This window comes from uncultured Hymenobacter sp., from assembly GCF_964243305.1.
Taxonomy (GTDB): domain Bacteria; phylum Bacteroidota; class Bacteroidia; order Cytophagales; family Hymenobacteraceae; genus Hymenobacter.
This window is the reverse complement of record NZ_CAXTEF010000001.1, coordinates 181,420-194,944: the sequence shown is the minus strand read 5'-3', so window position 1 is coordinate 194,944 and position 13,525 is coordinate 181,420. Positions and strand designations below refer to the sequence as shown.

Below are 13,525 nucleotides of genomic sequence, written 5' to 3'. Positions count from 1 at the left end.
TCGCGGAATATCTGGACGGCTTCCGGTGTTGGAGCACCACTACTAATTCGGCTAAAGGCAGTTGTTGCACTCCGCAACCTTTAGCGAGCAAATCCTACCCCCTCTGCCACGCCGCAACCTTTGCCCGGCTTTCGGCCTCTCTAGCGTTATGATGCAATTTATCTCGCGGCGCCTGCCGCTGCTTTTCGCCCTGATGCTTTCCCTACCCCCCCTCGTCAGCCGCGCCCAGCTCGGCGTCGGCCGGCCTCAGGGCCAGCAGCTGCTCGACGGCATCGTGGTGAAGGTGGACAACCAAATCGTGCTCCGCTCGGATGTGGAGAACATCTATGCCCAGGAAGTGGCCCGCGCTGAGGGCAAGCTCCTACCCCCCGACTTGAAGTGCAAGATTCTGCAAAGCCTGGTTATCAACAAGCTGATGCTGGCCCGCGCCGAAGTGGACTCCGTAACCGTGACTGACGCGCAGGTTAACGGCGAGCTGGACCGCCGCATGGCCTACTTCGTGCAGCAAATCGGCTCGGAAAAGAAGCTTGAAGAGCTGTATAACAAGCCCGTTAGAACGCTGAAGGAAGACCTGCGCCCGCAGGTGAAAGACCAGCTCACGCAGCAGAAAATGCAGGAGGAAATTACGGGCAAGCTCTCGGTGACGCCGCGCGAGGTAAGCGCCTACTTTACCCGCGTGCCCAAGGACAGCCTGCCCTACTTTTCGACCGAAGTGGAGGTGGGCCAGATTGTGCTGCCGGCCCAAATCAGCGACAAGGCCAAGCAGGAAACCATCACCAAGCTCAACGACCTGCGGGGCCGGGTGCTGGCGGGCGAAAAGTTTGAAGACCTGGCCAAGCAGTACTCCGAAGACCCTGGCTCGGGCAAGGAAGGCGGCTACCTGGGCTTTTTCAAGAAGGGCGAGCTGGTGCCCGAGTACACGGCCGCCGCGCTGCGGCTGGAGCCGGGCCAGCTTTCGCCGGTCGTGGGCTCGCAGTTCGGCTTTCACCTGATTCAGCTCATTGAGCGCAAGGGCGACTCGTTCAGCTCGCGCCACATCCTGCTCAAGCCCGCCACCGGCGCGGCCGACGCCAACGAAGCGGCTAAAAAGCTAACCACGCTGCGCCGCCAGATTCTGAAAGACAGCCTCAGCTTTGCCAAAGCGGCCAAGGAGTTCAGCTCCGACAAAACTAGCGCCGGCAACGGCGGCCTGCTGGCCAACCGCCAGGATGGCGGCTCGCGGATGCCGCTCGATAAGCTCGACCCGGCCATCTTCTTCACCATCGACACGATGAAGGTGGGCCACATCACCCCACCCCTGCCCTACCGCACCGACGACGGCAAGGACGGAATGCGCATCCTGTGGCTGAAGTCCAACACGCCGCCCCACCAGGCTAATTTGCAGGCAGATTACCAGAAGATTGCCGCCGCCGCCCTCAATGAAAAGCGCAACAAGGCGCTGGACGCGTGGTTTCTGAAAAACCGCGGCAGCGTATACCTGGAGGTAGCGCCGGAATACGCGCAGTGCAAGGTGCTGGAGTCGCAGTAGTGCTGAGGAATCAAAAAAAGAACGTTATGCGGAGCTTGCCGAAGCATTTCGCATGGGGCAGTAATCTATTTTTTATTAGGGTTAGTACCCCAGGTGAGATGCTTTGGCAAGCTCCGCATGACGTTCTACTATAGTTAATGCCCAATTTCACTAACGACAAAGAAGCCGCTGATGCTCTCGCAGCATCCTACCAAACGCTGCGCCGCGAAATCGGCAAGGTCATCGTAGGCCAGGACGAAGTGGTGCGGCTGGTGCTGACGGCCGTGTTTTCGCAGGGCCACAGCCTGCTGGTTGGGGTGCCCGGCCTGGCCAAGACGCTGCTGGTTCAAACCATCGCCGACTCGTTGGATTTGAGCTTCAACCGCATCCAGTTCACGCCCGACTTGATGCCCTCCGACATCGTCGGCTCGGAGACGCTGACGCAGAGCCGGGACTTTCAATTCGTGAAAGGCCCCGTGTTCGCCAACATCATCCTGGCCGACGAAATTAACCGGACACCGCCCAAGACCCAGGCCGCGCTGCTGGAAAGTATGCAGGAATACGCCGTGACCGTGGCCGGGCAGCGCTACGCCTTGCAGCGCCCGTTTTTCGTGCTGGCGACCCAGAACCCGATTGAGCAGGAAGGCACCTACCCCCTGCCCGAGGCCCAGCTCGACCGCTTCATGTTCAACATCGAGCTGGGCTATCCCAGCTACGCTGAGGAATTGAACATCGTCAAGAACACAACCTCGGACCGCAAAACGACGGTGGGCAAAGTGCTGCACGGGCCCGACATTCAAGCGTATCAGGACTTGGTGCGCCGCGTACCGGTGGCCGACAACGTGGTAGAGTACGCCGTGGGCCTGGTGCACAAAACCCGCCCTGGCACCGAGCGCGCCGCCCCGCGTGCCACGCAGCTGCTGGAGTGGGGCGCCGGCCCGCGCGCCTCGCAGCACCTGATTGTGGGCGCCAAGTGCAACGCCTTACTCACCGGCAAGTACTCGCCTGACATTGAGGATGTACGCGCCGTGGCCCTGCCGATACTGCGCCACCGGCTGGTGCGCAACTTCAAGGCCGAAGCCGAAGGCGTGAGCATCGAGCAGATTGTGAGAGAGCTGTTATAAATTCGGTTATGTTGAGCGCAGCGAAACACCTTATCACGTTCGCGCCACTTTAGCTACTTACTCGGAGGAGCGCGAACGTGATAAGGTGTTTCGCTGCGCTCAACATGACAAACGTTTATGGAAGCCCAAGCCTACTACCAGCAATTTGAGCGCAACCTGCGCATCCTCCTCGATGCCTTCGACGCGGGGCTGGACCTGCGCACGACGGCGCTGCAAACCTCGCTGCCGATTGAAGTATATGTGCTTTGCGAGGTGCTCAACCAGGGCGGCGAGCAGTTTCGGCTGAACCCGGAGCATCGGGGCATAGACTTGCTGCGTGACTTTGCCGGCCAGTTTTTCGCGCACGAAACGCAGACTGAAGCCACGATGGCGCGCATTCTGGGAGATAAAAAAGCGTCGATGCGCACGCCCGAAGGCCGAGTGCTGACCAAGGAGATGCTCTTCCGCCGGCTGGAGTTTTTCAACGAAGCGGCCCGGCAGGTAAACGTGATGCGCACGCAGCAGGCGCTGGGCAGCCCTCAGCAGCATGTCTGAACCACGGATTTATCGGATTAAACGGATTGGTCGGATTTTGTAGATGGCGCTGCTTGGTGATTAATAACATGAAAAAGGCCACTCGCTTGAGTGGCCTTTAACTTTTGGCGGGGGTAGGGAAGGACTCGATAAGAGGTGAACGCGGCGCCGTCTACAAAATCCGACCAATCCGTTTAATCCGATAAATCCGTGGTTCAGACAAACTTAGCGCATCCGGCCGGCGTCCTGCTGGCGCAGCTCGGCGTGGCCGGCCTGGGCGTGGCGCAGGTCCAGCTTGCCTTTGGGCTGCTTTTTCAGCTCGGCGGGCACTTCCTCACCGGCGAGGCTTTTGGAATTGGTGACGCCGCCGTCAACGAAATACGTGGCACCGGTGACGTAGCTGGCTTCGTCCGAAGCTAAGAATAAGTAGACGTTGGCAACTTCTTCGGGCGTGCCGCGGCGGCCCATCGGCGGGCCGTTGACGGTGTTTTTCTCCATTTTCGAGTCCATCGGGCCACTTTCCTGGTGGGTCCAGGCCGTGTCGATGGGGCCGGGGCCGACGCTGTTGGCGCGCACGCCGTGCTTGGCCTGCTCCGTAGCCAAGCCCTTCATGAAGGTCATCACCCAGGCTTTGGTCGCGCCGTAGGGCGTGATGTTGGGCGAGCCCATCTGCCCGGCCTCCGAGCCGGCCGAAACGATGTTGCCGCGGTACTTCTGGAGCTGCGGCAGCGCCGCGCGGGTCATGTGGAAAACCGAGTAGATGTTGTTTTTAACTAAATATTCGAACGCCTCGACCGGGTACTTGTCCAGCTCGGCGGTTTCGGGAAACACGCCGGCGTTGTTAATCAGGATATCGAGCCGGCCGAAGTGCTTTATCGTGTGCTTCACGCAGGCTTCGGCCGCGTCCTGACGGCTGAGGTCGCCGATGAAGCCGTAGGCCCGGCCACCGACGGCCTGAATCTCGTCCACGACATCCCGCACCGGGTCTTCGTCGAAGCCGGCTACGACCACAGCCGCGCCTTCCCGCGCGAATTTCTTGCAGATGGCCTCACCGATGCCAGCGCCGCCCCCCGTGACAATAGCGACCTTGCCCTGCAGGCGGCCGTAGCTGTGAGTTGTTGCCATAAAAATCAGGAAAAAAGGGTTGGTTGGAAGGGTTGGAAAGTAGAGCAGGGGGTAGGGAAAGTGGCGGCCCGGTTTTTGGCAACCGCGGTACGGCCGCCACGTTGCTAACGAGCTGCTTTCGGTGGGGTTGCTACGCCTGAGCTGCCGCGCACTCCCTACCCCCCCTACTCTGCCCAAGCCAGTCCCGCGTTTGCTTTTGCCGCTGCCGTCCGTGTCACTCGCCATTCCCGCCACTACCGCACTCTTCACCCCGCGCCTGCACCTGCGCCCCTACGTGCCGGCCGACGCGCCGGCTTTTTTCGGCTTGCTCAACCAGCACCGCAGCCGCCTGCGCCAAGCCTTTCCCGACCGCACCAACACCGTGTACGACTTGGCCGCCGCCGCCCGCGCGCTGGCCGGCTTCGCCCGCGACTGGCAAACGGGCCGCTTCTACGTGTTCGGCATCTGGCAGCAGGAAACCGGCCCATACCTCGGCGACATCTGCCTGATGCCCAAGCTGGATGGCAGCGCCGAAATTGGCTACTACTTAGCTCCCGAAGCCGAAGGCCACGGCTACGCCCGCGAGGCGCTGGCCGCCCTCGTTGGCTTTGGCTTCGACGCCGTGGGCGCCCAGCGGCTGGTCATCCGCTGCTACGAGAACAACCCCCGCGCCCACGCCGTGGCCAGAGCCGCAGGCTTCCGGGTCTGGAAAACCACGCCCACGCCCCGCCGCCACTGGTGGAGCGGCACGGCCCCGATTGAGCCCACGATTTTGCACTTCGCGCTGGAGCGGGGGGGTAGGGCGTAGGTTAGGTACTGTTATGCTGGCATCCTGTCATGCTGACGAAGGAAGCATCCTATCACCAGGGAACGAAACCAGAACAGCGACTACTGCCTCGCTCTAACGTGATAGGATGCTCCCTTTGTCAGCATGACGGCCGGCCGGATGGCCCCTCACTGCCCGACCCGCACCCGTTGCCTCACATTGCCCAGCAGCCACTCCTGCCGGAAGTTCAAATAAATTCCAAACGAGAAATCCAGCAGCCGGGCGTTCAAATCATACACTGGCTCCACGCGCACGGTCAGCGCCGCCGCGTCGCTGATGCGGAAGTCGCGCAGCAGGCGCAAGAGCAGCAGGTGGCGATTGGCTTCGCGATAAGCGGGATTATTAACCGTGCGCGAGACGCCCTGGTACAGGTCGCCGCCGAGCGGGGCGATGAAGCGCCGGCCCTGCCAATAGCTGAGCATGGTGTGCACATGCTTGGTTTCTAGCGTGCCGTTGAGGTATAAGCCCGCGCCTCGCTTAAAAGGAAATACCTGAGTAAAAGAGCGGTCTTGAAAGCCAAGGGCATAAGCGTTTAAGCGGAAAGCCCGCAGCCGGTAGCCAAGCATCATGCGCGCTTCTAGTCCAATAGCTTCGTTGAATAACGTTTGCAGCGGTTTATCCAATGTGTCAATCTGCCCGCCACTATGGGTAGCTGTAAACTGGAAGGGGAGCACAACCTGAATAGCGTTTTCGGGGCGGGTGAGAGAAAACCGGCTGCTCAGGCCTCCAGCCAACTGTTCCTGGTAATTGCTGTATCGGTATTGCTGCCGCTGCCAATCAACCCACACGTCAAGCCAAAGCTTCGACGTTTGCAGCCGGTATTGCAAACCCTCTTCCAATGGATTCAACATCACCCGCTCAAAATTGAATAGCGGCTCGATGTACTGATGGTTCAAATGCGGCCGAATGTTGCCTAGAATGAATTGGTTAGGACCTTTCGTCCAAGTCGCGCGGTAGGTTGGGCGCACCAGTTGCAATTGTGGATTTCCAAAATCCTTCCAAAGAAAAACGCCCGCTTCTAGTCGCAAGCCTTTGATGGGATAATAAGCAAGTTGCGGGTTGAGTTGCGTACCGAATAAGGTATAGCCCTCGATGATTTTGTTAAAATATTCGTTATCCTTGAAGAAAGTGAATGCGTTAAGAGAAAGTAAAACTTGACCTAATGAATCACGTCGGTCTTGAAGGACACGAAATTTATATTCATGCAAGGGATTTTCTAGGAAGAGAATGCCTCGCCGTATTCCGGGCTCTTCGCTCATAAACGCCCGGTTGTCCAGCTGCGCCCGTGCCTGCCCGGCGCTAAGCAGCACGAGGCCAGACAGTAGCAAAATCCTAAGAAACTTTCCCATATATTTCCTTACTCAACGGCACGAAACCGGGGTGGAGCCTGTTACTAAAAGCCGCCTGAAAACGACCCTGGCGCGGGTTTTAAGGCCATTTTTACCGGCTGCCACGCTGCTTCTCTTTGCCAAACCTACTTCCTTTTTCCCAACCACTTCCATTCATGGCATTTGCAACCAAAGCCGACAAGGCTGACAAAGTAGAGAAGGCTGACAAGGCCGATAAAGGCGAGCGCGCCGACAAGACCTCCGGTCCCTCCAACGCCAGCGCAGAAAAGCTCAAGGCCCTCCAGCTCACGATGGAGAAGCTGGATAAGGCTTTTGGCAAGGGTACCGTGATGAAGCTCAGCGACACCCCCAAGATTGATATTCCGGCCATCAGCACCGGCTCGCTCGGTCTTGATATTGCCCTGGGCATCGGCGGGCTGCCCCGCGGCCGGGTGGTCGAAATCTACGGCCCGGAGTCGTCGGGCAAAACCACGCTCACCATGCACTGCATCGCCGAGGCCCAGAAAGCCGGCGGCGTGGCCGCCTTCATCGACGCCGAGCACGCCTTCGACCCGATTTATGCCGCCAAGCTGGGCATTGATACCAGCAACCTGATTATCTCGCAGCCCGACAACGGCGAGCAGGCCCTCGAAATCGCTGACCAGCTCATTAGCTCCGGCGCCATCGACATCATCGTGATTGACTCGGTAGCGGCCCTCGTGCCCAAGGCCGAACTCGAAGGCGACATGGGAGACTCGAAAGTGGGCCTGCACGCCCGCCTCATGAGCCAGGCGCTGCGCAAGCTCACCGGCACCATCAACAAGACCGGCTGCTTGTGCATTTTCATCAACCAGCTGCGCGAGAAAATCGGCGTCATGTTCGGTACGCCCGAGACCACGACCGGCGGCAACGCCCTCAAGTTCTACGCCTCCGTGCGCCTCGACATTCGCCGCATCGGCCAGATTAAGGAGGACAAGGACAACGTGGTCGGCAACCGCACTAAAGTTAAAGTGGTGAAAAACAAGGTGTCGCCGCCCTTCAAGGTTATTGAGTTCGATTTGCTTTATGGCTTGGGCATCTCGAAAGTGGGCGAAATCCTGGACCTGGGCACCGATATGGGCATTATCGCCAAGTCAGGCTCGTGGTTCAGCTACGACGGCAACCGCATCGGCCAGGGCCGCGAGCAGGTGAAAACCCTGCTGCTCGATAACCCCGAGATGGCCGACGAAATCGAGCAGAAAATCCGCGACCTCGTCAAGAACGGGCCGGCGGACATCGCCGCCGTCATTCCCGTGGACCTGAGCGGCCCCGAGGACGGCGAGGACACGCTGTAGGCCACGCCGCTCTCCGAGGAGCAAACAAAACTGGCCCGCTACGATATCGTGGCGGGCTTTTTTGCGTTACCGCGTTGCGGCTGCCGCCCATTCCCTACCCCCTCTCTTCAAACAGGGGGGTAGGGAACGCGGTTGGGCAAGCCCGGCACCGCCGCCCGCAGCGTTGCGGCTACTTTACCTTTGCCTGGCATTGCGTTTGTCAAGGCGCGCCTTATTCGTCCCGTCCTATTTGCTATTCTAGCTATTCTATCCGATGAACCGCCGCTGGCTTTTTGCTACTCCGTTTGTGGCCGCACTGCTGCTGGCCGCCCAACCCAATCCCGGCGCGGGCGGTCCCGGCGAGGCGGCGCGGGTGGTGCCGCAGAACAGCTTCGGCCGCGGCGAAACCATCCGCTACCGCGTTCATTACGGCTTCATCAACGCGGCCGAGGCCACCATTGAAACCAGCGGCCGGCTCGAGCGCATCAACGAGCGGCCCTGCTACCAGGCCACCGTGACCGGGCGCACGACGGGCTCGTTCGACTATTTCCTGCGCGTCCGCGACCAGTGGCGCTCCTACATCGACACGGCCAGCATCCTGCCCCTGCGCGCCACCCGCGACATTGCGGAGAAGAATTATCGCAAGAAAGAAACGGTCAACTTCGACCACTCCCGCGATTTGGCCGAGGTGCACGAGCACAAGAAAGACCGCGAAAAGCGCACCACGGTCAAGATTCTCAATAATGCGCAGGATATGGTGAGCGGCTTTTACTTCCTGCGCACGCTGAACTATGAAAAGCTGAAGCCCGGCGACGTGCTCAAGGTGCCGGGCTTCCTGGAAGGCGAGAGCTACGTGCTGGAAGTCACATTCCGGGGCCGCGAAATTACCGAAACCAAGGCCGGCGCCATCCGCACCATCAAGCTGACGCCAAAGATGCCGGCCAACAAGCTGTTTCGGGGAGAAAATGCTATTTCGGTGTATTTGTCGGACGACAAAAACAAGATTCCGGTCTTGTTTCAAGCGGAGCTGTTTGTGGGCGCCATCAAGGTGGATATGTACAAGGCAGAGGGCCTGAAAAGCCGGCTGAACATGGCCCGGTAACAAAAACGTAACAGCGCCCGCCCTGGCTCACCCGGTACTTTTGCGTAAGCAGGACCGTACCTTTTCCTACCCCCCTCGCGCCGTGGCAACGCCCAAACCCAACGCTTACAAGATTCTCGTCGTCGACGACGACCCCGACATTGTGGAGTTGCTGGAGTATAATCTGAAAAGAGAAGGCTACCTGACGGCCTCCGCTCCCGACGGCCGCCGGGCCCTTGAAATCGCCCCTGATTTCGGCCCCGACATCATCCTGCTCGACGTGATGATGCCCCACCTCGACGGCATTGCCACCTGCCGGCAGTTGCGCGAGCAGCCCAAGTTCAAGGACACGTACATCATGTTTCTGACGGCGCGAGCCGAGGAGTTTTCGGAAGTCGCCGCCTTTGAGGCCGGTGCCGACGACTTTATCGCCAAGCCCATTAAGCCGCGGGCGCTGCTGGGCCGGCTGGCCGCCGTCAAGCGCCGCGAGCAGGACCCGCACGCCGCCATCGATGCCATTGAAATCAACGGCCTGCGCATCGACCGCACCGGCTACGCCGTGTACCAAGAGGGCCGCAAAATCACCTTGCCCAAAAAGGAATTTGAGCTGCTAGCTTTCCTGGCCGCCTCCCCGCACAAGGTATTCAACCGCGAGGAACTACTGCAAAACATCTGGGGCAACGACGTTTTTGTGCTGGCCCGCACCGTGGACGTGCACGTGCGCAAGGTGCGCGAGAAGGTGGGCGAGCACCACATCCAGACGATAAAGGGGGTAGGGTATAAGTTTAACGCGGATTGAGGGGGTAGGGAATTAAAGAACGTCATGCTTCCTCTAGCGTCCGCTTGCCGAGGCATCTCGCCAGGGAAAGTAGTCTAATCGTTAAAGCATCATCGATTAGTGCTGCCCGCGAGATGCTTCGGCAAGCGGACGCTAGAGGAAGCATGACGTTCCTTTGTATCTGCTTCTGCTCACTGCCTAAATGAACCTCTCGTCGCGCACCGTCGCAATCCTGATTGCACTGCTGGTAGCGGGAGTGCTCACGACGACCGCCATCATCGTGCCGACGCTGCCGTTTCGGGAGGCGGTGCTGGCGGTGGGCATCACCGTAGCGGGGTGTTTTTTGCTGGTATATCTCTCGTTTGAGGCGCTGATATTTCAGGAAATCAACGGCATTTACGCCGGCCTGGAGCACATCAAGCGCAAGGAGTTTAAGCGGTTGAGCAACAAGTTCTTATTTCGCTCCGAACCCATCAAGCGGGTGCGCGACGAAATTTTGCAGATGGCCGAGCGGCGCCAACAGGAATTAGAGGAGCTGAAGCGGCTGCAAGTCCTGCGCCGCGAGTTTCTGGCCGACGTATCGCACGAGCTGAAAACGCCGATTTTCGCCGCGCAAGGCTTCGTGCACACCATCCTGGATGAGGACGAGGAGGGCGAATCGGACCCGGTAATGCGGCGCAAGTTTTTGCAAAAAGCCGCCGTCAGCCTCGACGCGCTCGATGCGCTGGTGCAGGATTTGGTCACCATCTCGCAACTCGAAAAGGGCGTAGTACGAATGCGCCGCCAGCGCTTCGACCTCGTGACGCTGGTACGCGAGATTTTTGAGCTGCTGGAGCAGCAAGCCGCCCGCCGCGATGTGCGCCTGGAGCTGTTTCCCCCTACCCTGGCCGAGTTGTCTGACCCTGGCCTGCCCGTGCTCGCCGACCGCAACCGCATCCGGCAGGTGCTAGTCAATTTGATTGATAACGCCATCAAGTACGGCCGCGAACATGGCCACGTAGTCGTGTCGCTGGTGGAAAGCAAAAGCGCCGTGCGCCTAGCCGTGCGCGACGACGGCGCCGGCATCGCGCAGGAGCATTTGAACCGCATCTTCGAGCGGTTCTACCGCATTGACAAGAGCCGCTCGCGCGAATCAGGTGGCTCCGGGCTGGGGCTGGCGATTAGCAAGCACATCATTGAGGCACACAAATCGACGATTCGGGTGCGCAGTGAGCTGGGCCAGGGCACCACGCTGGAGTTTAAGCTACCACGGCCGAAAGCGCAGTAGGCACGTCGCGGACCTCTGCGTTTCTTCTGCGCCTTCTGCGGGAACCGTCGTTGAACAGCCCACGTCCCTACCCCTACCTTCGTGGGCAATATGAAGCCCCTCGCCTTTCCCGACCTGATTCTGTTCGAAAACGACGACTACGTAGTCGTCAGCAAGCCGCCGTTCCTGCCCACGCTCGACGAGCGGGTAGGCGGCGCGGTGAACCTGCTGGGCCTGGCTCGCCAGCACTACGACGACATTCAGGTCGGCCACCGCCTCGACCGTGACACGAGCGGCGTGCTGGCCTTAGCCAAAAACCCGGCTGCCTACCGGCACCTGGCTATGCAATTCGAGAATCGCGAGGTGAAAAAGCAGTACCACGCCGTGGTGTGGGGCACGCCGCAACTAGAGCATCAGCTGGTCAACCGCAACATCGAGAACACGACCCGCGGCAAGGCCCGCCTGGCCTACAACGGCAAGCCCGCCGAAACCTATTTCACAACCCTCGACACCTTCGCTAAGCACGCGCTGGTTCTGGCCGAGCCTGTCACGGGCCGGATGCACCAGATACGGCTGCACCTGATGTATTTGCAGGCGCCCATCATCGGCGACGGGCTTTATGGCGGCGAGGACTTCTATCTGTCATCGTTGAAGAAGCGGTTTAATCTGAAGGAGGGCGAGGAGGAGCAACCCTTCATTAAGCGTTTCGCCTTGCACGCGCTGCGGCTGAGCTTCACCGGATTGGATGGTGAGGAAATAACTATGGAAGCGCCCTACCCCAAGGATTTCCGGGTGCTGGTCGAGACGTTGCGGCAGTATGCGTAGCGACGGAAACTATTCGCTATCAGGCACAACTTCAAGGTGTAGCTTGGCATTCTGCCGATAAAAGCTTACCTTTGTGTCCGTTTTTCCCGGAGCTGACCTTGGCCCGGCCTTCATTTTCAACCGTTTAGCCTTCCCGTCATGGACCATCTGAGCTTTAAGACGCAAGCCGTCAACAAAGCCAACGCGCAAAAGCAGTGGGTTATCGTGGATGCCAGCGTTGCGCCCCTGGGCCGCGTGTGCAGCCAGATTGCCAACATTCTGCGCGGCAAGCACAAGCCGTCGTTCACCCCTAACGCCGACTGCGGCGACCACGTCATCGTGCTGAACGCCGACAAGCTGCGCGTGACGGGCAAGAAGATGACCGATAAGGTCTACATCACCCACTCGGGCTACCCCGGCGGCCAGAAGCAGCGCACCCTGCGCGAGCACATGAACCGCGACTCGACCCGCGTGATTGAGCACGCTGTGCGCGGAATGTTGCAGGGCAACAAGCTCGGCGCGGCTCAGTACCGCAACCTCTACGTGTATGCCGGCACCGAGCATCCGCACGAGGCGCAGCAGCCCAAAGCAATTGAACTGACCAACCTGTAGGCCGAAATCGGTCTGCGTTTTTTCTATTTTCCAACTAATGGCAATTACTAACACCTCTGGTAGAAGAAAAACCTCGGTGGCCCGCATCTACATGCAGGCCGGGCAAGGGAATATCACTATCAATGACCGGGACATGAAATCGTACTTCAGCAACGAGCTGCTGGAGAACGTCGTGAACCAACCCCTTGCGATTCTGGAGCAAATCGGGCAGTACGACATTAAGGTGAACGTGCACGGCGGCGGCATCTCGGCGCAGGCCGAAGCCATTCGCCTCGCCATCACCAAAGCCCTCGTGAGCGACAACGCCGAAACCCGGCCCGCGCTCAAGAAAGAAGGCTTCCTGACCCGCGACCCGCGCATGGTGGAACGCAAGAAATTCGGCAAGCGCAAGGCCCGCCGCTCATTCCAGTTCTCCAAACGCTAAACTCCAGCATCGCAATCTATTATGGCTCAGTCCACCACCTATAAAGAACTCCTTGACGCGGGTGCCCACTTCGGCCACCTCACGCGCAAGTGGGACCCTAAAATGGCGCCGTACATCTTCATGGAGAAGAACGGCATCCACATTATTGACCTGAACAAGACGCTGGTTTCGCTTGATTACGCGGCGCAAGCCATCCGTAACATCGCCAAGAGCGGCCGCAAAGTCATGTTCGTGGCCACTAAGAAGCAGGCGCAGGAAATCGTGACCACGGAGGCCGTGCGGCTGAAAATGCCTTACGTGACCGACCGGTGGCTCGGCGGGATGCTGACCAACTTCGCCACGGTGCGTAAGTCGCTCAAGAAAATGAGCACCATTGACAAGATGGTGAAGGAAAACACCGCCTACGCCGCTTTGGCCAAGCGCGAGAAGCTGATGATGTCGCGCGAGCGGGAGAAGCTCGACCGCGTGCTCGGTGGCATCGCCGACCTGAGCCGCCTGCCCGCCGCCCTGTTTGTGGTGGACGTGAAGCGCGAGCACATCGCCGTGAAAGAAGCGCAGAAGCTGGGCATTCCGGTGTTCGCTATGTGCGACACGAACTCGAACCCCGAGCTGGTGCAATTCCCGATTCCGGCCAACGACGACGCTTCGAAGTCGATTCAGCTGATTGTGGGCGTTATTAGCAAGGCCATCGAGGATGGCATGTCGGAGCGCAAGGTGGACAAGGAAGATGCCGACCGCAAGGAAGCCGATGAGGCAGCCATTGCTGAGAAAACGGCCGCTGATACCGCTGAGTAAGCTTCTTTTTGCCTTTTGAAAGAAGGGAACCTTCGCGCGGCCGTTGGCTCCGGGGGTTCCCTTTTTCTAT

General features: G+C 59.5%; 14 protein-coding genes. 12 read left to right on the top strand and 2 right to left on the bottom strand.

The window, feature by feature from the left end:
* Positions 1 to 148 precede the first annotated feature (148 nt).
* The 3 genes from ACFE70_RS00940 (at position 149) to ACFE70_RS00930 (ending at position 3,165) form a co-directional block, all read left to right on the top strand.
* A complete protein-coding gene (locus tag ACFE70_RS00940; RefSeq protein ID WP_375415822.1) occupies positions 149 to 1,528 on the top strand; it encodes a peptidylprolyl isomerase in 1,380 nt (459 codons plus the stop codon).
* 137 nt (positions 1,529 to 1,665) lie between these two features.
* Positions 1,666 to 2,631 (top strand): AAA family ATPase, encoded by a 966-nt coding sequence (locus ACFE70_RS00935; protein ID WP_375415821.1) that lies wholly within the window; start codon positions 1,666 to 1,668, stop codon positions 2,629 to 2,631.
* A 117-nt stretch (positions 2,632 to 2,748) separates the two neighbouring features.
* Positions 2,749 to 3,165, top strand: coding sequence for a hypothetical protein (locus tag ACFE70_RS00930; RefSeq protein WP_375415820.1), 417 nt, complete (start codon positions 2,749 to 2,751; stop codon positions 3,163 to 3,165).
* A gap of 204 nt (positions 3,166 to 3,369) precedes the next feature.
* On the opposite strand, the gene ACFE70_RS00925 is transcribed toward ACFE70_RS00930, so the two are convergent.
* Complete coding sequence (locus ACFE70_RS00925; protein WP_375415819.1) at positions 3,370 to 4,269, bottom strand: SDR family NAD(P)-dependent oxidoreductase; 900 nt, start codon at positions 4,267 to 4,269, stop codon at positions 3,370 to 3,372.
* A 211-nt stretch (positions 4,270 to 4,480) separates the two neighbouring features.
* Between ACFE70_RS00925 and ACFE70_RS00920 the strand changes: the two genes are divergently transcribed.
* Positions 4,481 to 5,056: a GNAT family N-acetyltransferase gene (locus tag ACFE70_RS00920; protein ID WP_375415818.1), complete on the top strand. Its 576-nt coding sequence runs from the start codon at positions 4,481 to 4,483 to the stop codon at positions 5,054 to 5,056.
* A 146-nt stretch (positions 5,057 to 5,202) separates the two neighbouring features.
* Here the strand turns inward: ACFE70_RS00920 and ACFE70_RS00915 are convergent, their stop codons facing one another.
* Positions 5,203 to 6,384 (bottom strand): hypothetical protein, encoded by a 1,182-nt coding sequence (locus ACFE70_RS00915; RefSeq protein ID WP_375415817.1) that lies wholly within the window; start codon positions 6,382 to 6,384, stop codon positions 5,203 to 5,205.
* A 329-nt stretch (positions 6,385 to 6,713) separates the two neighbouring features.
* Here ACFE70_RS00915 and recA point away from each other — a divergent pair, with 329 nt between their 5' ends.
* From recA to rpsB, 8 genes are all read left to right on the top strand, one after another.
* On the top strand, positions 6,714 to 7,736 hold the full coding sequence (gene recA, locus ACFE70_RS00910) for a recombinase RecA (RefSeq protein ID WP_375415940.1): 1,023 nt from the start codon (positions 6,714 to 6,716) through the stop codon (positions 7,734 to 7,736).
* 253 nt (positions 7,737 to 7,989) lie between these two features.
* Entirely contained in the window at positions 7,990 to 8,817 is an 828-nt protein-coding gene (locus tag ACFE70_RS00905; RefSeq protein WP_375415816.1) for a DUF3108 domain-containing protein, read from the top strand.
* An 82-nt stretch (positions 8,818 to 8,899) separates the two neighbouring features.
* On the top strand, positions 8,900 to 9,595 hold the full coding sequence (locus tag ACFE70_RS00900; RefSeq protein WP_375415815.1) for a response regulator transcription factor: 696 nt from the start codon (positions 8,900 to 8,902) through the stop codon (positions 9,593 to 9,595).
* Between the two features lie 181 nt (positions 9,596 to 9,776).
* Positions 9,777 to 10,841, top strand: coding sequence for a sensor histidine kinase (locus ACFE70_RS00895; protein WP_375415814.1), 1,065 nt, complete (start codon positions 9,777 to 9,779; stop codon positions 10,839 to 10,841).
* A 90-nt stretch (positions 10,842 to 10,931) separates the two neighbouring features.
* Positions 10,932 to 11,645, top strand: a complete 714-nt coding sequence (locus tag ACFE70_RS00890) for an RluA family pseudouridine synthase (RefSeq protein WP_375415813.1) — start codon at positions 10,932 to 10,934, stop codon at positions 11,643 to 11,645.
* Positions 11,646 to 11,783: 138 nt separating this feature from the next.
* The gene (gene rplM, locus ACFE70_RS00885) at positions 11,784 to 12,236 is read left to right on the top strand and encodes a 50S ribosomal protein L13 (RefSeq protein WP_375415812.1); all 453 of its coding nucleotides are present in this window, start codon (positions 11,784 to 11,786) and stop codon (positions 12,234 to 12,236) included.
* A gap of 37 nt (positions 12,237 to 12,273) precedes the next feature.
* Positions 12,274 to 12,660 (top strand): 30S ribosomal protein S9, encoded by a 387-nt coding sequence (rpsI, locus tag ACFE70_RS00880; RefSeq protein WP_375415811.1) that lies wholly within the window; start codon positions 12,274 to 12,276, stop codon positions 12,658 to 12,660.
* Positions 12,661 to 12,681: 21 nt separating this feature from the next.
* The gene (rpsB, locus tag ACFE70_RS00875) at positions 12,682 to 13,455 is read left to right on the top strand and encodes a 30S ribosomal protein S2 (protein ID WP_375415810.1); all 774 of its coding nucleotides are present in this window, start codon (positions 12,682 to 12,684) and stop codon (positions 13,453 to 13,455) included.
* The last annotated feature ends 70 nt before the right edge of the window (positions 13,456 to 13,525 follow it).